Source organism: Devosia albogilva (assembly GCF_042685625.1).
In the GTDB taxonomy this organism is placed as follows: Bacteria; Pseudomonadota; Alphaproteobacteria; order Rhizobiales; family Devosiaceae; genus Devosia; species Devosia albogilva.
Genome location: NZ_JBHUNP010000001.1, coordinates 1426252 through 1447617 on the forward strand (window position 1 = coordinate 1426252; position 21366 = coordinate 1447617).

General features: G+C 66.4%; 26 protein-coding genes. 15 read left to right on the plus strand and 11 right to left on the minus strand.

Going from position 1 to position 21366, the window contains the following annotated elements; translation table 11 throughout:
• The first annotated feature begins 14 nt into the window (after positions 1-14).
• Positions 15-734, plus strand: a complete 720-nt coding sequence (locus ACFSX5_RS07210; RefSeq protein ID WP_386832596.1) for a gamma-glutamylcyclotransferase — start codon at positions 15-17, stop codon at positions 732-734.
• A 198-nt stretch (positions 735-932) separates the two neighbouring features.
• On the plus strand, positions 933-2192 hold the full coding sequence (lysA, locus tag ACFSX5_RS07215; RefSeq protein WP_386832597.1) for a diaminopimelate decarboxylase: 1260 nt from the start codon (positions 933-935) through the stop codon (positions 2190-2192).
• Positions 2193-2371: 179 nt separating this feature from the next.
• Here the strand turns inward: lysA and ACFSX5_RS07220 are convergent, their stop codons facing one another.
• Together ACFSX5_RS07220 and ACFSX5_RS07225 are read right to left on the minus strand one after the other, a co-directional pair.
• A complete protein-coding gene (locus ACFSX5_RS07220; RefSeq protein ID WP_386832598.1) occupies positions 2372-2782 on the minus strand; it encodes a response regulator in 411 nt (136 codons plus the stop codon).
• Complete coding sequence (locus tag ACFSX5_RS07225; protein WP_386832599.1) at positions 2782-3708, minus strand: MJ0042-type zinc finger domain-containing protein; 927 nt, start codon at positions 3706-3708, stop codon at positions 2782-2784. The genes ACFSX5_RS07220 and ACFSX5_RS07225 overlap by 1 nt, the downstream gene beginning before the upstream one ends.
• A 208-nt stretch (positions 3709-3916) precedes the next feature.
• Between ACFSX5_RS07225 and ftsE the strand changes: the two genes are divergently transcribed.
• From ftsE to ACFSX5_RS07245, 4 genes are all read left to right on the plus strand, one after another.
• The gene (gene ftsE / locus ACFSX5_RS07230) at positions 3917-4579 is read left to right on the plus strand and encodes a cell division ATP-binding protein FtsE (RefSeq protein WP_386832600.1); all 663 of its coding nucleotides are present in this window, start codon (positions 3917-3919) and stop codon (positions 4577-4579) included.
• The gene (locus ACFSX5_RS07235; protein WP_386832601.1) at positions 4572-5501 is read left to right on the plus strand and encodes a cell division protein FtsX; all 930 of its coding nucleotides are present in this window, start codon (positions 4572-4574) and stop codon (positions 5499-5501) included. The genes ftsE and ACFSX5_RS07235 overlap by 8 nt, the downstream gene beginning before the upstream one ends.
• 78 nt (positions 5502-5579) lie before the next feature.
• Entirely contained in the window at positions 5580-6380 is an 801-nt protein-coding gene (locus ACFSX5_RS07240) for a lysophospholipid acyltransferase family protein (RefSeq protein WP_386832602.1), read from the plus strand.
• Positions 6381-6505: 125 nt separating this feature from the next.
• Complete coding sequence (locus ACFSX5_RS07245) at positions 6506-6850, plus strand: hypothetical protein (protein WP_386832603.1); 345 nt, start codon at positions 6506-6508, stop codon at positions 6848-6850.
• On the opposite strand, the gene ACFSX5_RS07250 is transcribed toward ACFSX5_RS07245, so the two are convergent.
• Positions 6847-7386: a gamma-glutamylcyclotransferase gene (locus tag ACFSX5_RS07250; RefSeq protein ID WP_386832604.1), complete on the minus strand. Its 540-nt coding sequence runs from the start codon at positions 7384-7386 to the stop codon at positions 6847-6849. The two genes, ACFSX5_RS07245 and ACFSX5_RS07250, sit on opposite strands and share 4 nt — an antisense overlap.
• Before the next feature lie 153 nt (positions 7387-7539).
• Between ACFSX5_RS07250 and ACFSX5_RS07255 the strand changes: the two genes are divergently transcribed.
• On the plus strand, positions 7540-8511 hold the full coding sequence (locus tag ACFSX5_RS07255; protein WP_386832605.1) for a DUF2125 domain-containing protein: 972 nt from the start codon (positions 7540-7542) through the stop codon (positions 8509-8511).
• On the opposite strand, the gene ACFSX5_RS07260 is transcribed toward ACFSX5_RS07255, so the two are convergent.
• From ACFSX5_RS07260 to ACFSX5_RS07270, 3 genes are all read right to left on the minus strand, one after another.
• On the minus strand, positions 8508-9482 hold the full coding sequence (locus ACFSX5_RS07260; protein ID WP_386832606.1) for a prephenate/arogenate dehydrogenase family protein: 975 nt from the start codon (positions 9480-9482) through the stop codon (positions 8508-8510). The two genes, ACFSX5_RS07255 and ACFSX5_RS07260, sit on opposite strands and share 4 nt — an antisense overlap.
• Complete coding sequence (locus ACFSX5_RS07265; protein WP_386832607.1) at positions 9479-10567, minus strand: pyridoxal phosphate-dependent aminotransferase; 1089 nt, start codon at positions 10565-10567, stop codon at positions 9479-9481. The genes ACFSX5_RS07260 and ACFSX5_RS07265 overlap by 4 nt, the downstream gene beginning before the upstream one ends.
• 70 nt (positions 10568-10637) lie before the next feature.
• On the minus strand, positions 10638-11369 hold the full coding sequence (locus tag ACFSX5_RS07270; RefSeq protein WP_386832608.1) for a class I SAM-dependent methyltransferase: 732 nt from the start codon (positions 11367-11369) through the stop codon (positions 10638-10640).
• Between the two features lie 101 nt (positions 11370-11470).
• On the opposite strand from ACFSX5_RS07270, the gene gloB reads away from it, so the two are divergent.
• The 3 genes from gloB (at position 11471) to ACFSX5_RS07285 (ending at position 13170) form a co-directional block, all read left to right on the plus strand.
• On the plus strand, positions 11471-12238 hold the full coding sequence (gloB, locus tag ACFSX5_RS07275) for a hydroxyacylglutathione hydrolase (protein WP_386832609.1): 768 nt from the start codon (positions 11471-11473) through the stop codon (positions 12236-12238).
• A 1-nt stretch (position 12239) separates the two neighbouring features.
• On the plus strand, positions 12240-12779 hold the full coding sequence (locus ACFSX5_RS07280; RefSeq protein ID WP_386832610.1) for a GNAT family N-acetyltransferase: 540 nt from the start codon (positions 12240-12242) through the stop codon (positions 12777-12779).
• A gap of 139 nt (positions 12780-12918) precedes the next feature.
• A complete protein-coding gene (locus tag ACFSX5_RS07285) occupies positions 12919-13170 on the plus strand; it encodes a hypothetical protein (RefSeq protein WP_386832611.1) in 252 nt (83 codons plus the stop codon).
• On the opposite strand, the gene ACFSX5_RS07290 is transcribed toward ACFSX5_RS07285, so the two are convergent.
• A complete protein-coding gene (locus ACFSX5_RS07290) occupies positions 13167-13616 on the minus strand; it encodes a hypothetical protein (RefSeq protein WP_386832612.1) in 450 nt (149 codons plus the stop codon). The genes ACFSX5_RS07285 and ACFSX5_RS07290 overlap by 4 nt on opposite strands.
• A gap of 170 nt (positions 13617-13786) precedes the next feature.
• Here ACFSX5_RS07290 and ACFSX5_RS07295 point away from each other — a divergent pair, with 170 nt between their 5' ends.
• On the plus strand, positions 13787-14266 hold the full coding sequence (locus ACFSX5_RS07295) for a VOC family protein (RefSeq protein ID WP_386832613.1): 480 nt from the start codon (positions 13787-13789) through the stop codon (positions 14264-14266).
• 118 nt (positions 14267-14384) lie between these two features.
• Here ACFSX5_RS07295 and fumC read toward each other — a convergent pair whose 3' ends face one another.
• From fumC to ACFSX5_RS07310, 3 genes are all read right to left on the minus strand, one after another.
• Complete coding sequence (gene fumC, locus ACFSX5_RS07300; RefSeq protein WP_386832614.1) at positions 14385-15785, minus strand: class II fumarate hydratase; 1401 nt, start codon at positions 15783-15785, stop codon at positions 14385-14387.
• A gap of 115 nt (positions 15786-15900) precedes the next feature.
• Positions 15901-16080: a 50S ribosomal protein L32 gene (gene rpmF / locus ACFSX5_RS07305; protein WP_386832615.1), complete on the minus strand. Its 180-nt coding sequence runs from the start codon at positions 16078-16080 to the stop codon at positions 15901-15903.
• 117 nt (positions 16081-16197) lie between these two features.
• Entirely contained in the window at positions 16198-16908 is a 711-nt protein-coding gene (locus tag ACFSX5_RS07310; RefSeq protein ID WP_386832616.1) for a biosynthetic peptidoglycan transglycosylase, read from the minus strand.
• A gap of 78 nt (positions 16909-16986) precedes the next feature.
• Here ACFSX5_RS07310 and ACFSX5_RS07315 point away from each other — a divergent pair, with 78 nt between their 5' ends.
• From ACFSX5_RS07315 to ACFSX5_RS07330, 4 genes are read left to right on the plus strand one after another with little or no spacing between them, the layout of a single operon-like run.
• Positions 16987-17889: a polyprenyl synthetase family protein gene (locus ACFSX5_RS07315; RefSeq protein WP_386832617.1), complete on the plus strand. Its 903-nt coding sequence runs from the start codon at positions 16987-16989 to the stop codon at positions 17887-17889.
• 8 nt (positions 17890-17897) lie between these two features.
• On the plus strand, positions 17898-18533 hold the full coding sequence (locus ACFSX5_RS07320) for an MOSC domain-containing protein (protein ID WP_386832618.1): 636 nt from the start codon (positions 17898-17900) through the stop codon (positions 18531-18533).
• A gap of 40 nt (positions 18534-18573) precedes the next feature.
• Positions 18574-19074, plus strand: coding sequence for a YbaK/EbsC family protein (locus ACFSX5_RS07325; protein ID WP_386832619.1), 501 nt, complete (start codon positions 18574-18576; stop codon positions 19072-19074).
• Between the two features lie 45 nt (positions 19075-19119).
• Positions 19120-19977 (plus strand): NmrA family NAD(P)-binding protein, encoded by an 858-nt coding sequence (locus ACFSX5_RS07330; protein ID WP_386832620.1) that lies wholly within the window; start codon positions 19120-19122, stop codon positions 19975-19977.
• A 14-nt stretch (positions 19978-19991) separates the two neighbouring features.
• Here the strand turns inward: ACFSX5_RS07330 and ispG are convergent, their stop codons facing one another.
• Positions 19992-21233, minus strand: a complete 1242-nt coding sequence (gene ispG, locus ACFSX5_RS07335; RefSeq protein ID WP_386832621.1) for a flavodoxin-dependent (E)-4-hydroxy-3-methylbut-2-enyl-diphosphate synthase — start codon at positions 21231-21233, stop codon at positions 19992-19994.
• Positions 21234-21366: the final 133 nt, after the last annotated feature.

A 21366-nucleotide genomic window follows, 5' to 3' on the forward strand; every position in this document is an offset into this window, starting at 1 on the left:
GAACGGAGACACGCGTGCCCAAGCGCCCCCGGCAGATGCGCCTAACCGAGCGCCATGTCGGCTATCTGCAGCCACCGGTGGTCAGCGAAGAGCTGCCGGCGCCGCCGGAGGGCTACCATGCTGCCACGCCGGAGGATCATGCGCGCACCATCGAGCGCCTGCTCGGTCCCGAGCCGCTTCAGGACGAGGTCTGGGTCTTTGCCTATGGCTCGCTGATCTGGAGGCCGGCCTGCGAGGTGGTCGAGATGCGCACCGCCCTGGTGCGCGGTTGGCACCGCCGGTTCTGCCTTGGCTGGAACAATCGCTATCGCGGCTCCGACGAAAAACCCGGGCTGATGCTGGCGCTCGATCGCGGCGGCGCCTGCAAGGGTGTGCTCCAGCGCCTGCCGCCCGACCGCATCGAAGAATCCATGGTCAAGCTGCTCGAGCGCGAGATGGGCTGGCTGCCCTCGGCCTTCCCGCCGCGCTGGGTGAATGCCCGCACCGGCGATCGCACGGTGCGCGCCCTGACCTTCTGCATCGACCGCAATTCCGGCCGCTACGTGTCGGGGCTCAGCAACGAGGCGATCGCCGACGTGCTCGCGACCGCCGTGGGCAGCCGCGGCTCGATGGCCGAATACCTCTATGCCACCGTCCAGCACCTCGAGGAGATGGGCATCCACGATCCGCATCTATGGCAGTTGCAGCACCTGGTGGCCGAGCGGATCGAGGCCGCTTACGAGCAAGGCAGCTAGGACGCTTCCGTTTCTTCGGCGGGTGACGTAGAGGAACTGGACTTTTCAACTCTTGGTTGACCCACCGGCGCCTTGTAGACCTCATCCTGAGCTTGTCGAAGGACGAGGTCGTCAGCACCGGGCCGCAACCTCGTGGTTCGACAGGCTCACCATGAGGTCTATGGGGCTTGGTGGGCTGGCAAGACAGGGCAGAACTCAATGGTCCACCACTTCCAGCAGCGCGATGGCGTCCTCTTTGCCGAGGACGTCGATCTCACCCAACTCGCCGACACCGTGGGGACGCCCTTCTATGTCTATTCCGCCGCCACGCTGCGTCGCCACGTCCAGGTGGTGAAGGCGGCGTTCGAGGGCATTCCGACCCTGCTCGCCTATGCCATGAAGGCCAATTCCAACCAGGCCGTGCTGAAGCTGATGGCGCAGGAAGGCTGCGGCGCCGATGTGGTGTCGGGCGGCGAACTCGAACGCGCCCTGGCCGCTGGCATTCCGCCGGAAATGATCGTCTTCTCCGGCATCGCCAAGACGGTCACGGAAATGCGCCGGGCGCTCGTGGTCGGTATCAAGTGCTTCAATGTCGAGAGCGAACCCGAACTCGAGCGGCTGTCGATGGTGGCGGCTGACCTCGGCAAGACCGCGCGCGTGTCGGTGCGCGTCAATCCCGACGTCGATGCCCGTACCCATGCCAAGATCTCGACCGGCAAGGCCGAGAACAAGTTCGGCATTCCCTATGCCCGCGCCCGCGAGGTCTATCGCCGCATCGCCGAACTACCGAACGTCGAGGCGGTGGGCGTCGACATGCATATCGGCTCGCAGATCACCGACCTTGAGCCCTTCGGCAACGCCTTCGGGCTGATGGCGGAACTGGTGACCGCGCTCAGGGCCGACGGCCACCACATCGAGCATGTCGATATCGGGGGAGGTCTCGGCATCCCCTACCATCACGACCAAGAAGCCCCGCCGCACCCCGACGCCTATGCCGCGGTGGTGCGCGACAAGGTCGGCCAGCTCGGATGTTCACTCGTCATCGAGCCAGGCCGGCTCCTCGTGGGCAATGCCGGCATTCTCGTCACCCGCGTCGAATACGTGAAGGAGGGCGCGACCAATTTCGTCATCGTCGATGCGGCGATGAACGACCTGATCCGCCCCACCCTTTACGAGGCCCATCACGACATCGAGCCGGTGCGGCAGTCCAACCGCCAGCCGATCACCGCCGACATCGTCGGCCCGGTCTGCGAGACCGGCGACTATCTGGCGAAGGGCCGCACCATCCAGGGCGTGGCCGAGGGCGACCTGCTCGCGGTGATGAGCGCCGGCGCCTATGGCGCGGTGATGGCCTCGACCTACAACTCGCGCGCTTTGATCCCGGAAGTGCTGGTCGATGGCGAGCGCTGGCACGTGATCCGCCCGCGCAAGCCCATCGAGGACCTGCTGGCCCTCGACAGCGTGCCGGAGTGGCTTTGAGACGCGATGTGGTGTTTGCCCTCCCTCCCCCTTGAGGGGAGGGTAGCGCAGCTTAGGCTTGAAAGGCCTTAGCGAAGCTGGGGTGGGGGTAGTGCGGTAACACCGGAGGACCCCCTCCCTCGGTCCCTCCCCTCAAGGGGGAGGGAGGAGCAGGAGCCGCGGCTTCGTCCAGTTGACTGCTACTGCCCCATGGCCTGGCGCCCGAGCGACACCACCTCCACCGGCCGGCCGACCAGTGCGTCATCGACCTTGGCCAGCAGATCGGCGAGCGCGAACGGCTTGGTGATCACGTCATAGATCAGCGCTTCGAGGCCGTGCGCGCGCTCACGCTGATCGGCAAAACCGGTCATCATCAGGATGGTCAATTGCGGGAAGCGCGAGGCGACATGCAGCGCCAGCGCGATGCCGTCCATGATCGGCATCTTGATGTCGGACAGGAGCAGGTCGAAACGGCCCTGTTCTTCCTCGGCGATCTCGGCGGCCAGACCGCCATCTTCGGCGGCGACGACCTCATGCCCCTTCAGGGACAGGGCGCTGACGACAAAAGCGCGGACGGAGGGGTCGTCTTCGGCAACCAGAATGCGGGCCATCAATGATGCTCCGGTTCAACAGGCATATGAGTAACAGGGGTTCCGGACGCTGCCATGGCAGCGGGCGGGTTGGCGGCGGAGCTTTCGCCGCTGCCTTTGGCACCGGCGCGGGGAGCCCCGCTCCCGCCGGCAAAGCTGAGGCGCACCCGGCTCGCGGCTGGGGGCGGCGTAAGCAACTGCGTTTCGAAGCTCGCCCGTTCGCCGGCCATCAGGTCGCGGACGGCAGGCGTGACGCTCCATTCGTAAATCGGCGTGCCGGCGGAGTCGAGCAGGCTCACCACCACCGGGGGCACCACCCGGGGCTCCCGGGCAACGCCGACGATCTGCGCCGATACCATCAGCATGTCCTTGCCGTCGCGCAGCGAGTGAAGCGTGGTGACCTCGGTGAACTCAAGGCCGACGACGTTGACCTCCAGCCCGACGGCTTCATAGACGCCGGCAAGGTCGGGGAAGCGCGCGACCACCGCCTCCCGGGCAAGGCCCAGCCCGGACACCACGGCGGCGAGCATGAGGGCGGCGCCGATTCGTACCGCCCGGCGGAGACGGGCCAGTGGCAGTCGCGCCTCCATGTTGCGGCGGCGACGCGAGAAGTCACGTTGCCGCGTTCGCATCGTGGCGCTGTCGGTCTTGCTGTCGGGCTGCGACGATCCCGCCGCAGCTCGCTGCGCCAAATCGCTGGCGGTGGCGCGGTCCGCGATTTCAGCCGCAGCCGCCCGCTCCTCGGCAAGCATCACCTCGTCCAGTGCATCTTCGCTGATCGCGTCGAACACCGCCATGTCTGCGGGATCTGGCTCAGCCTCCGGCGGCAACGGGTCCTGCTGCCAGGCCTGCCGGCACTGCGCGCACTGCACCTTGCGACCAACGGACCCGATGGTCTCGAAGGTCACCTGATACTGGGTCCGGCAATGGGGGCAGGTGATGATCATCGGCCGGTTGGGGATGCCCGTTGCACTGGTGGGGGAGTTCCCCCGACCCTAGGACCATGGGGTTAAGACTCCTCAAACCCGCCCTCACCACACTGACGCCGTTTTTCATGGGGCAAGGGAGGACGGGCCGCCGCGGCGGGCGGCAGGGGCTGCTATGATGCGGAATCAGTGATTCGCATCCGCCTTTCACCAGGGGAGCTGTGCCGAGTTGATCGAGTTTTCCGATGTGGGTCTGCGTTACGGCAATGGTCCCGAGATCCTGCGCGACCTGACCTTCTCCATCGAGCCCGGCTCGTTCCATTTCCTCACCGGCCCATCAGGTGCCGGCAAGACCAGCCTCTTGCGCCTGTTGCTGCTATCGCTGAAGCCCACCCGGGGCACGGTGACCATGTTCGGCGAGGACGTTTCCAACCTCAGCCAGGACCGGCTGCTGCAGATGCGCCGACACATCGGCATCGTCTTTCAGGAATTCCGGTTGCTCGACCATCTCACCACCTATGAGAACGTCGCCCTGCCGCTGCGCGTCCTTGGTCAACCCGAGAGCGAATACCGCTCCAACGTCACCGAACTGCTCGACTGGGTCGGTCTCGGCAGCCGCATGAACGCTTTCCCCTCCCTGCTCTCGGGCGGCGAGAAGCAGCGTGCAGCGATTGCCCGCGCCGTCATTGCCCGGCCCAAGGTGCTGCTGGCGGACGAACCCACCGGCAATGTCGATCCCGATCTTGCCAGCCGGCTGGTGCATCTGTTCGCCGAGCTGAACCGCACGCTCGGCACCACCATCATCCTGGCCACTCACGAGCTGCCGCTGCTCGACCGCTTCGAGTATCCGCGCATGCTCCTCGACAAGGGCGAACTCACCATTCATGCTTGATCGCATCCTGAGGCTGTTCCCCCGCCGCACCGGCGCCGCACCGATCGTGCCGGAGAAAAGTGTCGCCGGTCGCACGCTGCTGCTCATGATCACCATCATGAGTTTTCTCTCCGCCGTGACCCTCGGCGGGGTGGTGCTGGTGCAGAAATCCGCCATTGCCTGGTCCGCCGACGTCGGCCGCGAAGTCACCATTCAGATCCGTCCCGTGGACGGGCAGCAGATCGACACCAGCGTTCGCAGCGCCGTGTCGCTGGCGCAGTCGACCCCGGGCGTTACTGCCGCGCGCGCCCTGACCGTGGAAGAGAGCCAGAAGCTGCTCGAGCCCTGGCTCGGTGCCGGTCTCGATCTCACCGCCATCGAGGTACCGCGCCTCATCGTGGTGCAACTCGCCGATCCGGTGGATGCCGACATCGAAGGACTGGCGCGCAATCTGGAATCGGTGCCCGGCGCCAGCCTCGACACCCATGCCGCCTGGCGCCAACAGCTCAACACCATGTCGGGCACCATAGTCTTCTCCGGCCTCATGGTGCTGGTGCTGATCGGGGCGGCGACGGTGCTGGCCATCGTCTTCGCCACCCGCGGCACCATGGCCACCAATCGCGAGATCGTTGATGTGCTGCATTTCATCGGCGCCTCCAACCGTTTCATCGCCGGCGCCTTTCAGGGCCGATTCCTGTCGATCGGCCTGCAGGGCGGGCTGCTCGGCGCGGTCGCGGCGCTCCTGTTCTTCACCCTGATCGGCACCGCCGCCGGCAACATGCTGTCGAGCGAAGCCGGCGCGCAGGTGGGTGTGCTGTTCGGCCGCTTCGCGCTCGGCGCCGATGGTATCGTCGGCATTGCTGCCGTGGTGCCGGTGATCGCTGCGCTTACCGCCATCACCTCGCGGGTGACGGTGCGGCGCTATCTGAGCGAGGCCTCGTAGCCGGAACGGCCTCGTCAGCCGAACGTTTGCCCGCTAGAGGCTCGATGGCGGCCCGGCCGCCACGGGAGGAAACCGCTGATGGCAGCTATCCAGGCCGTACGGACGGCCCTGTTCTACGTCTTGTTCATTGGCCAGACGGCCATCATCGCCATCATCGTCGGCATCATCGGCCTGATCATGCAGCGGCGCACGGCGCTGAGCTGGGCTCTTGCCCGCTATTGGTGCTGGTCGAACCTAGTCTTCCTGCGCTGGATCGCCGGTGTCGACACCGACGTGTCCGGCGCCGAAAACATCCCGCCCGGCGGCTGCATCATCGCGTCCAAGCACCAGTCGGACTGGGACGTGTTCGCGGTGTTCCCGCATACTGGGCGCCCAGCCTACATCGTCAAGAAGGAACTGATGCGCATTCCCTTCTTCGGCTGGGCCGCCCGTTCGCTCGACTGCATCGAGGTCGATCGCCAGAAGGGCGCCGAGGCCATTCCGGACATGATGCGCAACGCCCGCGCGGCACTGGACCGAGGCTGCCGCATCGTCATCTTCCCCGAAGGCACCCGCAAAGCGCCGCTGGCACCTGCAGAATACCGTCAGGGTATCGTCAGGATGTATTCAGAATTGAACGTGCCGGTGGTGCCCGTGGCGTTGAACTCCGGCCTTTACTGGGGCCGCAACTCCCCGGTGATCTGGCCCGGAACCGCTCGCGGTCGCTTCCTGCCGCCGATCGAGCCGGGCCTGCCGCCGGATGTCTTTCTGGAACGGCTCCGTTCCGCCATCGAGACCGAGTCGGACCGGTTGATCCTCGGTGCCATCGATGCCGGCATTTCCCGGCCGCTCAGCCCGACACTCTTGGCGCGGGCTGCCGAACGGCGCCCCGCCAGCTGACACAATATGTTGACGCCATCCCGACGCAGATGCATACATATAGACACGCGCGATTGCCGTCCTTGACGACACCCGCGATCTCGTTCTATATTTGTTCTAGTATCGAAGCTCCGGGAGCGGCTGCGATGGGGACTGTTGCCGACACTGCCATTCGTTCTTCCAACGCGGCGCGTCAGAACCGCTGGCAGGGGCGCTCCGGTCACGTCTATGGACTTGTGACCGAGAACCTTTCCAGTTTCGCCATGGACGAGGCCGGCCTCTACCTGGTGGCCAAGGGCAGCCATGTGCTGTGGGTGGGCTCGGCCGCCGATCTGGTGGCCGATCCGATGAGCCGCAGCCGCTTTCGCCTGGCGCTGGACCTGGGTGACCGCGCCTTCCGCCTGGCCGCGCCGCCGCCGGAGACGGAACGCTGGACCACCATCTGGGATCTCGAAGGCGCCGAGCCGCGAGCGGAGGCAGTGGCCGCCTAAGCGGCGATTTCCTCCATCCCCAGCAGCTCTGCCAGAGCCATCACCTGCCGGTCGCGGATGCCCAATTGCTCAAGATGCCGCGCCGTGTTGAGTACATAGTCCACATTGCGGCCGGATAGACCTACTCCCTGCCGCACCATGGCCACTTGCGCCTCGAGCGTCAGTCGGCCGGCAAACTGCTCGTGCCGCTCGTCGACCAGGAAGGCGAGCGCCGAAACCGTCCGCCCGTCATCCAGGCGCACCGGCCGCTCGACATCGCGATAGACCATGGTGACCTGCTCGCGCGCCTTGAGATAGGCCCGCGCTTCGGGCCAGTCCGTCTCTGCCACCTCGAACGCCATGCCGCGGCAGGAGCCGCCGCGGACCAGGCCGAACACCAGCCCCGGCCGGTCGGCCGTACCGCGATGGTGATGCGAGATGATCGACAGGCTCCGGTGCGCTCCGTGCAACAGGCCAAGTTGCTGGGAGTGGTGGGGAAACCCCGGATTCCACATCAGCGAGCCGTACCCGAACACCCAATATGTCGCCTCTGCCATCGCTGTCGCCCTATCGAGACCATCAAGTTAGGGGAGCCTGCCGGCTCCGCCCACCGCACATAAACGCCACCCGCAACGTGCCGCGACCCGGATTTACCGTCGATGAACGGCGGCGGCTTCCCGCCATGGCACCGCAAGGATAGAAACGGCTGCATGAAGACGCGAATCATCATCCTCGGCAGCATCATCGCCCTCGTCGTCGCCGGCTGGGCCATTGCCTGGTTCGTGATCGCTGGCATGATCCGGCAGAATGTCGAAGTCATGGCAGCCAATGACGGGGTGACCGCGCCGCGCGTCGCCTGCGGCCGCATCGATGTCGGCGGCTTTCCGTTTCGCTTCGACGTCGGCTGCAGCGAAGCGGAGATCACCAGTGGCGATCTGACCGTGGCCCTGCCGCTCCTCGAAGCCACCGCCCGCGTCTACGCTCCGACCCACCTGATTGCCAAGGCAACCGGACCGGCGACGCTCGCCGACAGCTTCACTGGCGCCCGCAACGAAATCGGCTGGGACAGCCTCGACGCCAGCATCCGCCTCGCCGACTGGCGCATCGCCCGCGCTTCGCTGATCGGCGCCAATCTCGCCTGGGCGGACACCCTGATGACGCGGACGGAACTGGCGCGCGCCGAAGCGCTGGAACTGCACCTGATGGACATGCCCGAGGCGCACGATCCGGACCAGGGGCTGGCCTCGCTCGCCGCCTATGGCCGCGCCAGCGGGCTGGATGCGCCGAGCATCGCCGTGAGCGAGGGCGCAGCCGAACTGCAGCTCGAACTCACCCGCCTGCCGGACGACGTCCGCAACTGGAGCGATCCGCTGCTGCTGCAGACCATGGCCGACAATGGCGCGCAGTTGCGCCTCGTCTCCGTCACAGCCAACGACGTGAACTCCGAACTCACCGCCAGCGGCGATCTTGCCCTCGACCAGGCGGGCCTGGTCAATGGTCGCATCGACATCGTCTCGAGCGGGGTGGCCGAGCGGATCGGTCCGATGATCGAGGAGCCCTGGCGCACGCTGGTGCTCGGCGTCCCCGGCGCCGACGGGCGGCACACCAACCAGATCAACTTCGCCGGCGGCGTGGTTTCCTCCGGCCTGGTGCCGATCACCGCCATTCCGCCGCTGTTCTAGGCGTCGTCGCCGCCGCCGTGTTCGCGCACAAGCGGCACCGGTTCCGGCTCCGGTGGCGTGTCGTGCGGGCGGCCGAAATCGGGCGCCGCGGTCTCCTGGCCAGCGTCGATGATCGAGCGGCGGATGGCACGGGTGCGGGTGAACATGGCTTCAAGCGCCGCCCCGTCGCCGGTGCGCACATGCCGCTGCAACGCCGACAGGTCTTCCGAGAATCGGCCGAGCATTTCCAGCACCGCGTCGCGATTGGTGAGGAAGATGTCGCGCCACATCACCGGATCGGAGGCGGCGATGCGGGTGAAGTCGCGAAAGCCCGAGGCCGAGAACTTGATCACCTCGGATTTGGTGGCGGTTTCGAGATCGGCCACCGTGCCCACGATGTTGTAGGCAATCAGGTGCGGGATGTGGCTGGTGATGGCCAGCACCATGTCGTGGTGCGCCGCATCCATGGTTTCGACCTTGGAGCCCATGGCGCGCCAGAAGGCGGCGAGCTTTTCTGTCTGGACGGGATCGGTACCCTCGACCGGGGTCAGCACGCACCAGCGGTTGGCGAAGAGTTCCGGGAAGCCGGCGGATGGGCCGGAGTGCTCGGTACCCGCGATCGGATGCCCCGGCACGAAGCTGACGCCCGCCGGTACATGCGGCCCGACAACCTTGACCACATGCGCCTTGACCGACCCGACATCGGATAGGATCGCGCCGGAGGGCAGCGCCGGTGCAATGGCGCGGGCAATTCCCTCATAGGCCCCGACCGGGGCGCAGAGGATAACGAGGTCGGCACCTTGCACCGCCTCCGCCGCATCCAGCGTATAGCTGTCGCCGAGCCCGAGTTCGCGCGCCTCCTCCAGCGTCTCCGGCCGCCGGGTGGCGATGCTGATCGTGTCGACCAGACCCTGCCGCCGCGCGGCGAGTGCAATCGAGGAGCCGATGAGGCCGATGCCGATCAGGGCGAGCTTGCGGAAGTGAACGCTCATGAGGCGAAATCCAGGGAATTGAGCACTTCGGCCACGCCGCGCATCGCCGCCTCGCTGCCGATCGAGATTCGAAGGCCATTGTGAATGCCGTAGGAGGGTCCGATCTCGCGCACCACCCAGCCGGCTTCCATCAGCGCCGCAAAGGCGGCGGCCGCCTGCTCGGGCGTTTCGAAGAGCACCATGACGAAATTGGCCTGACTCGGAATAACCCGCATGCGGTTGCCGTCGAGTTGCGCCGTCAGCCAGTCCCGCCAGAGGGCGTTGTGTTCCTTGAGTCGCTGGGTGAATTCGACGTCGCGCGCTGCAGCCGCTCCCGCAAACTGAGCCGGCAGGTTGACGTTGAACGGGCCGCGAATGCGGTGGATGGCATCGACCACGTGATCGGGTCCGACCATCCAGCCGATGCGCGCCGCAGCGAGGCCCATCTTGGAGAAGGTACGCACCATGACGACGTTGTCGTTGGCGTCGACGAGATTGAGCCCCACCGAGTAGTCCGCTGCCGTGACATATTCGGCATAGGCGCTGTCGATGACCAGCAGAATGTCCGGCCTGAGCCCCGCATGCAGCCGCGCTACTTCGGCGGCGCTGAGATAGGTGCCCGTCGGGTTGTTGGGGTTGGCGAGCCACACCACCTTGGTGCGTGGCGTGACCGCCGCAAGCAGCGCATCGACGTCGGCCTTGTAGTCGCGCTCGTCCACCATGACGATGTCGGCGCCGGTTGCCTTGGTGATGATCGGATAGACCGAGAAGCCGTAGCGGTTCATCACCGCCTCGTCGCCCTCGCCCAGATAGATCTGGGCAATCAGGTGCAGGAGGTCGTCCGAGCCATTGCCGCAGACGATCCGGGCCGGATCGATGCCGTGCACTTCGCCCAGCGCCTCGCGCAAGAGGCGGGACGAGCCTTCGGGATAGATGGCGAGCTGTTCTGCAGCCTCCCGGAAGGCGGCCAACGCCTTGGGGCTGGCGCCCAGCGGCGACTCGTTGGCCGAGAGTTTGATGGCCTTGCTGCCCGGAGCGCCGGACTTGCCCGGCAGATAGGGCGCGATGTCGAGAATGCCGGGCTGCGGCGTCGGGCGGTCGGTCATGAGATCTTGGGCCGGTGGAAGCGCGGCGGACCATACGCAAAGCGCCCCGGCTTGCAAAGGCCTGCGGGACTCACCCCGAGCGGGCCGTCGCCGTGCTCAACCCCGGCACCCGCACCAGCCGTTCGGCCCTGAGCCGCCGCGGCACCGCCGGATAGGCCTGCTTGCGGGCCCGCACGATCATCACCCCGCTGACCCCCGGTGCGAACAGGCGGCCGACGCGCTCGAACAGCCGCGTCGATTTCAGCACCAGCGAACTCTGGAACGGCGGCACATAAAGCCCGTCCCGCCATTCCTCGGGGATGAAGCTGTGGTCGCGCAAGAGCTTGTCGAGCTGGCTCGCCGAATAGGGCCGTCCATGGCCGAAGGGCGTGTTGTCCCGCTGTGCCCAGATGCCGCGCCGCCGCGGCACCACCATGAGCACCTGCCCATTGGGCGCCGTGACGCGCCACAATTCGCGCATCAGCTCTTCTGCGTCAGTCACATGCTCCAGCGCATGGACGGCGATGGTCAGGTCGACCGCCGCATCGGTGAGCGGCATCTCCAGGGGGTCACAAAGCACCGTGTGCGATGGACCCTCGCGGGGCCAGGCCGAAGCGCCCTGCCGCGACGGCATGAAGGCGAGCACCCGTTCCGCCCGCCCGAGGGCGAACCGAAGATAGGGCGTGGCAAAGCCCAGGCCCAATAGTCGCAGCCCGTTGACATTGCCGGCCAGGGCCATCACCTGCTCACGCACCAGTGCCCGCCCGATCCGGCCGAGTGGCGACTTGTAGAAGTCGATGAGGCGGGTCACATCGCTGGTCATGGCCGCGACTGTGCCAAAGCCGGAACTGCTTGTCCAACCGCGGGTTGCGGCTACGGGCCAGCCGGCCTAGCTTGCCCCCGAACTGATCCGAGGAGCCTGCCATGTCCGCCATCGTCGACGTCTTTGCCGCCCGCAGCGACAATTTCGGCTATCTGGTGCATGACCCCTCGACGGGGCGGACCGCCAGCGTCGATGCGCCGGAAACGGCTCCGATCGTGGCGGCGCTGGAAAAGCGTGGCTGGACCCTCACCGAACTTCTGATCACCCACCATCACACCGATCATGTCGAGGCCATTGCCGACCTCAAGGCCCGCTATGGCTGCCGGGTCATTGGCCCCAAGGGTGAGGCCGACAAGATCGAGGGTCTCGACGAACTGGTGGGCGACGGTGACCGCGTCGAAGTCGGGGAGATCGTCTTCGACGTCTACGACACGCCCGGCCATACGCTCGGGCACATCGTGTTCCACGACGCCCAAGGCGGCCACCTGTTCAGCGCCGATGCCTTGTTCTCGCTTGGGGTCGGCCGCATGTTCGAGGGCACGCCGGGGCCGATGTGGGCCGGTCTCAAGAAGCTCCGCAGCCTGCCCGACGACACCCTAGTCTATTGCGGCCATGAATACACCGAAAGCAATGCCCGCTTTGCCCTGTCGATCGACCCCGACAATCCCGACCTGCAGCGGCGCGCCGCCGAGGTGACGGCGCTGCGGCAAGAGGGCAAGTTCACCATTCCCTTCCGTCTCGGCGAGGACAAGCGCGCCAATCCGTTCCTGCGTGCCGATGCGCCGGAATTGGCCCGCCACTACGGGCTCGAAGGCAAATCGGCTGCGGACGTGTTCGCGGCCATCCGCCGCGGCAAGGACAACTTCTGAGATGACCGGGGCGCTCACCTTCCGGCCGGTCACGGCGGAGACGGTGAGCGACTTCGAAAAGCTGTTCGCGGCCAAGGGCAGCCCGAACTGGTGCTGGTGCATGGCCTGGCGCGCCACGCCGGCGGAGATCAAGGACAGCAAGAGCCCGGCCCGGCGTGAGCAGATCCTGGGTCGGATCGCCGATGGCGTGCCGGTGGGATTGCTCGCCTATGACGGCGCCGAACCCGTCGCCTGGGTGTCTGTTGCTCCCAAGTCCAGCTTCCGCAATCTCGGCGGGACCGAGGACGAGGATAGCGTGTGGTCGCTGACCTGCATGTTCGTGCCGCGTGCCCGGCGCGGCGCCGGCCTCAGCGCCCGGCTCATCGAAGCGGCGGCAGACTATGCAAGGCAATACGGCGCCCGGCTGCTGGAGGCTTACCCGGTCGATCCGGCTTCCCCCAGCTACCGCCACATGGGTTTCGTTGCCGCCTTCGAACGGCTGGGCTTCACACCGGCCGGCATGGCCGGCTCCCGCCGCCACGTTATGCACCGTTCTCTGTGACCTGGATCACCTCGCGGATCGCGAATCCCTAAGCGCCCGTTACTGTCTGGCACGCTGCTTGCCCCGTAAGGGGCAGGTAGAGGAGCTTCTGTCCCTTTTCGGGACAGCCGGCTCCACAGTGAAACAGTTCGAGGCGGCCATGGCCGAGTTTGACACAGAGGTACGGGTCCTGCCGGTGACGCTCGAAGCACGCGTGACCCGCCCGTCGCTGGCCTCGAGCGTTCCGGACGCCAACTTCGTCAGCCAGTTGCTCGCCGCCCGGGCGCATCTGCCGCCGCAGCGCGAACGCCGCCGCGCCACCCCCGAAGGCGCCGTCGGCGCCTATGCGGCGGGCGCCCGCATCGCCGTGCGCCGCATGCCCGCCGGCTACCGCACGACCATCGTCGCCTAGTTCATCGACACGTCGCGGCTGGCGCTGGTGATCGAGACGGTGAAGCCCGCGACGACGTCGATCAGGCTCATCACCATCAAGAGGAAGAACACCGAGCTCGAGGCGGCGCCGACCAGCAGGAACTCGCTCAGGAACAACACGAACAGCACCATCGACAGCATGTGCTCGACGATGGAGGTGCGCGCGGTGTTGGTCGATTTCAGCACTTCGACGAACAGCAGAATGATGCCGACCACCAGCAGGAAGTCACCCGCGGTGATCGCCCATGGCATTCCCGACGGCATCGGGATGGCGAACAGGCCCACGCCCCAGTTCACCGGATTGCCGCCGAACAGGGTGAACACCACCAGATTGTAGGCCAGGAACGGAAACACCAGGAGCGGCGGGATGAAGCGCCCCCGTGTGCGTGGCGCGTGCTGGGGCGGCAGGATCACGGTTTCGGTCATCACAAGCTCCGTTTGCGGGCGGAGCATGCCAGAGCCAGCTATCCGGTGGAAGGCAGGATTGACGGCAAAAATGAAGCACGGTGTCGAACCGGTGCTCCGTGGCTCGTCGTGTGGGTAGTCGCGCCGGATCGGCGTGTGACAGACTGCCATGGTCAGCGAGGAGAGACGCCATGCCCAACGCCAAGAACACCGTTTGCATCTGGTACGACAAGGACGCCGAAGAGGCGGCGCGCTTCTATGCAGAAACCTTCCCGGACACCCGCATCACCGGTGTTTATCGCGCCCCGGGCGACAATCCGTCCGGCAAGGAGGGCGAGGTCCTGACGGTGGAGTTCACCGTCATGGGCATCCCCTGCATTGGCCTCAACGGGGGCCCGACTTTCAAGCACACCGAGGCCTTCTCGATGCAGGTCGAGACCGAGGACCAGGAAGAAACCGACCGCTACTGGAACGCCATCGTCGGCAATGGCGGTGAGGAGAGCATGTGCGGCTGGTGCAAGGACAAGTGGGGTGTCTCCTGGCAGATCACCCCAAGGGCACTGAACGAGGCGATGAAGGCCGGCGGCGCCGAAGCCAAGCGCGCCTTCGAGGCGATGATGAACATGAAAAGGCTCGACGTCGCCGCAATCGAGGCGGCACGGCGCGGCTGACGGACCCCCACCCAGCCTCCCCTGAAGGGGGAGGAGCCGGTTCGAGTGCTTTGCGATTGCTGCGGCACACCCGGTATCTTCCTCCCCCTGGCAAGGGGGAGGTCAGGAGGGGGTCGTGCTACTTCTTGAGCTTGAGCGGACCGACCATCTGCTCGGGCTTCACTTCGGCGTCGAATTCTTCGCCCGTCAGCAGCCCCAGCGCGATCGCTTCCTCGCGCAGGGTGGTGCCGTTCTTGTGCGCGGTCTTGGCGATCTTGGCGGCGTTGTCGTAGCCGATCTTGCGGTTAAGCGCGGTCACCAGCATCAGTGACTGATCGACCAACTGCCTGATCCGCTTGCGGTCCGGCTCGATACCGACGGCGCAGTTGTCGTTGAAGCTCTTGGCGGCATCCGCCAGCAGCCGCACCGACTGCAGGAAGTTGTAGGCGATCACGGGCTTGAAGACGTTGAGCTCGAAATTGCCCTGCGAGGCGGCAAAGCCGATCGCGGCGTCATTGCCCATCACCTGAGCGACCACCATGGTCATGGCCTCCGACTGGGTCGGGTTGACCTTGCCCGGCATGATAGAGGAGCCCGGCTCGTTCTCGGGAATGGTGATCTCGCCGAGGCCCGAACGCGGGCCGGAGGCCAGCCAGCGCACGTCGTTTGCAATCTTCATGAAGGCAGAAGCGAGCTGCTTCAGCGCCCCCGAAGTGCCGACAAAGGCGTCGTGCCCGGCCAGCAGCGCGAACTTGTTGGGCCCGGTCACGAAGTCATGGCCGGTGAGGGTCGCGATTTCCTGGGCGACGGTGACCGCATAGTCGGGATGGGCATTGAGCCCGGTGCCAACGGCGGTGCCGCCCAGGGCGAGCTCCTTGAGCTGCGGCAGCGTCGCCTTGATGGCGGCCACGGCATAGTCGATCTGCGCCACCCAGCCGCTGATTTCCTGGCCCAGGGTCAGGGGCGTTGCATCCTGCAGGTGCGTGCGGCCAATCTTGACCACATCCATGAACTGCTCGGACTTGGCCTGGAGCGTGTCGCGCAGCAGTTGGACGCGCGGGAACAGATAGTTCTCGATCGCTTCCACTGCAGCGATGTGCATGGCCGTCGGGTAGGTGTCGTTGGACGACTGGCTCATGTTGACGTGATCATTGGGGTGCACGGGCTTCTTGGAGCCCATGGTGCCGCCGGCCATCTCGATGGCGCGGTTGGAGATGACCTCGTTCACATTCATGTTCGACTGGGTACCCGAACCGGTCTGCCACACCACCAGCGGGAAGTGGTCGGCCAGCTTGCCCTCGATCACCTCGTCGGCAGCGGCTACGATCAGATCGCGGGTGGTTTCGTCGAGCAGCCCGAGCTTGTGGTTGGCGAGCGCCGCGGCCTTCTTGAGCACGCCGAACGCGGTGACGATCTCGACCGGCATCTTTTCGCCGCCGATGTCGAAGTTCATCAGGCTGCGGGCCGTCTGCGCGCCATAATACTTGTCCGAAGGCACCTCGATCGTGCCCATGGTGTCGGATTCAACGCGCGTGGTCATGGCATACTCCCCGGTGGCCGCCCCCGGCGGCAAGGCAAAACAGAACGGCCGATCCGCAGGGGACCGGCCGCTCGAATATCAGATAGAGCGCATCCGCGCCGCCTCGCCTTTCGGCTTACTTCTTGACGGCGAGGATCTGCCGGCCGCGATACATGCCGGTCTTGAGGTCGATGTGGTGCGGACGGCGCAGTTCGCCCGAGTCCTTGTCTTCGACATAGGCGGGGGCGGCGATCGCGTCGGCCGACCGGCGGAAACCGCGCTTCATCGGCGAGGTCTTGCGTTTTGGCACTGCCATGGTTCGGTCCTTCTCAAAGTCACAACGCCGCCGGAAGCGGCCAGAGAGCTTGTCTCTGTTGGGATTTGGCCGGTGCTATAGAGCAAAGCCCACCGCTTGGCTAGGGGGTTTGTGCCGCTAGAGGGCCAGTCTTCCACCCTCGCCGACGCAACTGGCCCGCCCGCCATATTGCTGCGCCCGCTCGGCGATGATGCCGGCCACCCGGCTCATATTGGCGGTCGGCTCGGCCGGCTTGCGCAGCATCGGGTTGGGCAGTGCCGCGGCGAGCAGTGCCGCCGTGCGCCAGTCGAGAGTCTGCGGTTCTATGCCGAAGGCGCGCCGGGCACCGGCCGCAACGCCGAACTGCCCTTCCGGCCCCCATTCGGCGATGTTGAGATAGATCTCCATGATCCGCCGCTTGGGCATGACGAGGTCGATATAGACCGCCAGCGGAATCTCGGCTGCCTTCCTGAGATAGCTCGGGGCATTGGTGAGAAACAGGTTGCGCGCCACCTGCATGGTGATGGTCGAGGCGCCTCGCACGTCACGCCCGGCCAGCAGGTCCTCGACCTCCTCGCGCAGCGCTCCCACGTCCACGCCCCAATGGCGGCAGAACTGCCCGTCCTCCGAGAGGATCACCGAGGCTTTCAGCCGGTCCGAGATATCGCCGATCGGGCGCCACTCGCGCTCCACCGGTCGGCCGGTGAGATAGCGCTCCAGCATCGGCACTGAAACCGGATTCACCACCAGGTAGACGGGCGTCAGCACCACCGGGATCGCCACCAGCACCACAAGGATGGTGAGCGCGATGCGCAGGATGCGCCAGAGGGGTGTCTTTCGCCGGGCCATGCCGTTGCATAGCGGCACCTCCTCGCTGGGGCAAACGGCACCTTGCCGCTCCATCGGCAAACGGCTAGCAACGCCCTCATGTACGACTTCCGATCCGATAGCGCCGACTGCGCCCGCGAGGTGGAGAAGGGCCTGGCCGCCTGGCTGGGTACCGAGCGCCTGTCCGGCCCCGGCCCTGCCCCCGAGCGGCTGATCGCCGCCATGCGCCATGGCAGCCTCGAAGGCGGCAAGCGCCTGCGGCCGCTACTGGTGCGCCAGGCGGCGGCCGTGTTCGGCATGCCGGCGGCAGCTTCGGCGCAGGCCGGTCTCGCGGTCGAAATGGTCCACTGCTATTCGCTGATCCACGACGACCTGCCGGCGATGGACGACGACGACCTCCGCCGCGGCCGTCCCACCGTCCACAAGGCCTATGACGACGCCACCGCCATTCTTGCGGGTGACGCCCTGCTCACCCATGCCTTCGCCCTCTTGGCTGACCCCGCCTGCCACCCGCAAGCGGACGTCCGTGTCGCGCTCGTGCTCGAACTCGCGCAGGGCTCCGGCGCGGGCGGCATGGTCGGCGGGCAGATGCGGGATATCGAAGGTGAATCCGCCGGGCTGAGCGGCGCCGAGATTTCCACCATGCAGGCGATGAAGACCGGCGCCCTGATCCGCGCCGCGGTTCGCATGGGCGCGCTGCTCGGCGGTGCCGACCCGCGGGCTCTGTCCGCCCTCACTGCCTATGCGGAAGCCGCTGGCCGCGCCTTCCAGCTGGCCGACGACATTCTCGACGTCACCGCCACGGCCGAGCAGATGGGCAAGGCCACCGGCAAGGATGCCGCCATGGGCAAGCAGACCCTGGTGGCAGAGCTTGGTGTGGATGGCGCGCGCCAGCGGCTGAACCAGACGGTCAGCGAAGCGTTGTCGGCCCTGCGCACCTTCGGCCCCAAAGCAGACGGCCTGCGCGCCACCGCCCGCTACTTCGCCACCCGCGAGACCTGAACCACCCAATGGCCATCCTCGAAAGCATCAACATGGGCACGCCGCGGCCGATTCCCGGCAAGCACGCCGAAACCGGCATCTACAAGGAACCCGTCGAAGGCGAGGTAACCGTCACCAAGCACGGCATCGAAGGTGATGCGGTGATGGACCGCAAGCACCATGGCGGCGTCGACCAGGCGGTCTACCTCTACTTCGCCGACGACTATCGCTGGTGGAAAACCCAGCTCGATCGCGACCTGCCGCCGGGCATGTTCGGGGAAAACTTCACCATCGCCGGTGTGGAAGGGCGCTCCGTCGCCGTGGGAGACCGCTTCACCATGGACGAGGTGGTGCTGCAGGTGACCTCGCACCGCACCCCCTGCATGACCTTTGGCCGCAAGATGGGCGACCCCGGCTGGGCCAAGCGCTTTCACCAGGCCGGCCGTCCCGGCGCCTATTGCCGGGTGGTTTCGGGTGGCGCGCTGCACGCCGGCGAGCCGGTGCGGCACACCCCGTTTGAGGGCGAACGCATCACCGTGTCCGAACTGATGGCGCTCGATGGCGTGCGCGACATCGACCCCGCTTTCCTCCGCCGCGCCCTCGCGACCCCGCTCCACTACAAGATGCGCGAGGATTACGAGGAGCGACTGGCGCGGCTGCTGTAGGGGCTTCACTCTGCGGCGCGGTTTGGCCTAAATCTCCCGCATGAGCCAACAATCCGTCCGCGACGACCTCGCCGCCCGCGCCCCCGACCTGTCCGTCATCGTCACCGAAGCTTCGACCGCCACCGTACAGTTGGCGGCCGAGGTGCATGGTTGCGAGCCCGGCCAGATCGCCAAGACCCTGTGCATCCGCGTCAACGGCGAGGTGCTGCTGCTGGTCACTCGCGGCGACGCCCGGCTCGACAACGCCAAATCCAAGCAAGCCTTTGGCGGCCGTCCCCGCATGCTCGGCGCCGAGGAAGTCGAGCAGTTGACCAGTCACAAGGTTGGCGGCGTCTGCCCCTTCGGTCTGCCCTCGCCCCTGCCGATCTATCTCGACGCCTCGCTGAAGATCTACGACGAGGTCATCCCCGCCGGCGGCGACACCCACTCCTCGGTGAAGCTGACTGTGGCCCGGCTCGCCGAACTGTGCGGCGACAAGTGGGTGGACGCCTGCCAGCCGCCGCTGCCGCTGACGGCCGTCGAGGGTGCTGACATCGCCTGACAACTCCGCCTGCAAGGGTAGGCTACCCAGCAGATGGAGACAGGCATGCACATCATCATCGGTGGCACCGGCCAGGTCGGCTCGGCAGCCGCAGCAGCACTGCTCGAAGCGGGCGAAAGCGTCACCATAGTGACCCGCGATTCTGACAAGGCGACGGCCTGGCGCCAGCGCGGTGCCGAAGCAGCCGTGCTCGACATTCACGACGCCCCCGCGCTGCAAGCCGTGCTGCGGCATGGCCGCAGGCTGCTCATCGTCAACCCGACTGCCGACCCCACGGCCAACGACACGGACGCTGCCGAGCTGCAGTCCATTCGGGCCATCCTGGCGGCGGTGGACGGCGCCGGACTTGAACGGATCGTGGCCGCTTCGACTTATGGTGCGCAACCGGGCAGCAGCATCGGTGATCTCGGCACGCTCTATGCTCTCGAGCAGGGGCTAGCCCGCCTGCCCGCCCCGTCCGTCATTCAGCGCGGCGCCTACTACATGAGCAACTGGGCAATGGCGGTCGAACCGGCGCGTGAGCAAGGCATCCTGCCGAGCTTCTTCCCCGCTGGGTTCAGCCTGCCGATGGTGGCTCCCGCCGACGTCGGGCGCTCCGCTGCAGAACTGATGCTGTCGTCACACCCGGAAAGCCTGCGATACGTCGAAGGCCCGGATCGCTACAGCCCGGCTGATGTGGCTGAGGCGTTCAGCCGCGTCCTGCAGCACCCCGTCGCGGTGGCATCGGTCGAAGCGGACACGCTGGAAAGTACCTTTCTCAGCTTCGGCTTCTCGCCGGCCGCTGCGCGCTCCTATTCCGGCATGACCCGTCGCGCCATGGAGACGCCACCGCCCGACGAGAGCAGCGTCTGGAAAGGCACGGTTTCGCTCGATGTGTTCGTCGCCGCGCTGCTTCAGCGCTGAGCGCGACAGTTCGACTACTCCGCCGCCGTCCGCGCGCCTTGGCCGAACTTGCGCTCGATATAATCGGCCACCATCACCTTGAACTGGTCGGCCACGTCGGCACCGCGCAAGGTCGCGACCTTTTCGCCGTCGACGAAGACCGGCGCCGCCGGCGTTTCGCCGGTGCCCGGTAAGGAGATGCCGATATTGGCGTGCTTGCTCTCGCCCGGCCCATTGACGATGCAGCCCATCACCGCCACCGACAGCGTCTCGACGCCCGGATAGCGCTCGCGCCATTCCGGCATCGAGGTGTTGAGGTGGTCCTGGATTTCCTTCGCCAGCGTCTGGAACGTGGTCGACGTCGTCCTCCCGCAGCCCGGACACGCGGCCACCACCGGCAGGAACTGGCGGAAGCCCATGGTCTGCAGCAGCTCCTGCGCCACCTTCACTTCGGTGGTGCGGTCTCCGCCGGGCTCCGGCGTCAACGAGATGCGGATGGTATCGCCAATCCCCTGCTGCAGCAGAATGCCGAGGGCTGCCGAGGACGCAACGATCCCCTTCGAGCCCATGCCCGCCTCGGTGAGCCCGAGATGCAGCGCATAGTCGCAGCGGGCGGCTAGATCCTGGTAGACGGCGATCAGGTGCTGGACGTCCGAAACCTTGGTGGAGAGGATGATCTTGTCGCGGCCAAGCCCGATCTCTTCGGCCCGCTGTGCCGACAGCAGCGCCGACTGGATGATCGCCTCGCGCTGCACCGCCGCTGCCGAAATCGGTGCCGCCGATTGGGCGTTCTCGTCCATCAAGCGAGTAAGCAGCTCCTCGTCGAGCGAACCCCAGTTCACCCCGATCCGCACCGGCTTGTCGTAGCGCAGCGCCAGCTCGATCAGGGTCGAGAACTGCAGGTCGCGCTTGGCCTTGAACCCGACATTGCCCGGATTGATCCGGTACTTGGCCAGCGCCTCGGCACAGGCGGGATGATCGGTGAGCAGCTTGTGGCCGACATAGTGGAAGTCCCCCACCAGCGGCACATCGTAACCCATCGACGCCAGCCGGTCGCGGATATGCGGCACGGCCGCTGCCGACTCGTCGCGGTCGACGGTGATGCGCACGATCTCCGAGCCGGCGCGAGCGAGTTGCATCACCTGGCGCACCGTCGCGTCGATGTCGGCGGTGTCGGTATTGGTCATCGACTGCACGACGACCGGCGCACCGCCGCCGACCGTGACGCCTCCGACATTGACACCCACTGATGTTCTACGCGCGGCTGGACCCGCCATGTGCATGCTCCACAGTCTTGCAGCCAGAGATAAGCTCCAAGCCTTGCAAGAGCAATGCAACGCTTGCGTGAAGCTCCGATCCACTTTCTCCGAGCGCGTCACCGTGACCGCGATGGTGTTTGAGGCAAACCAA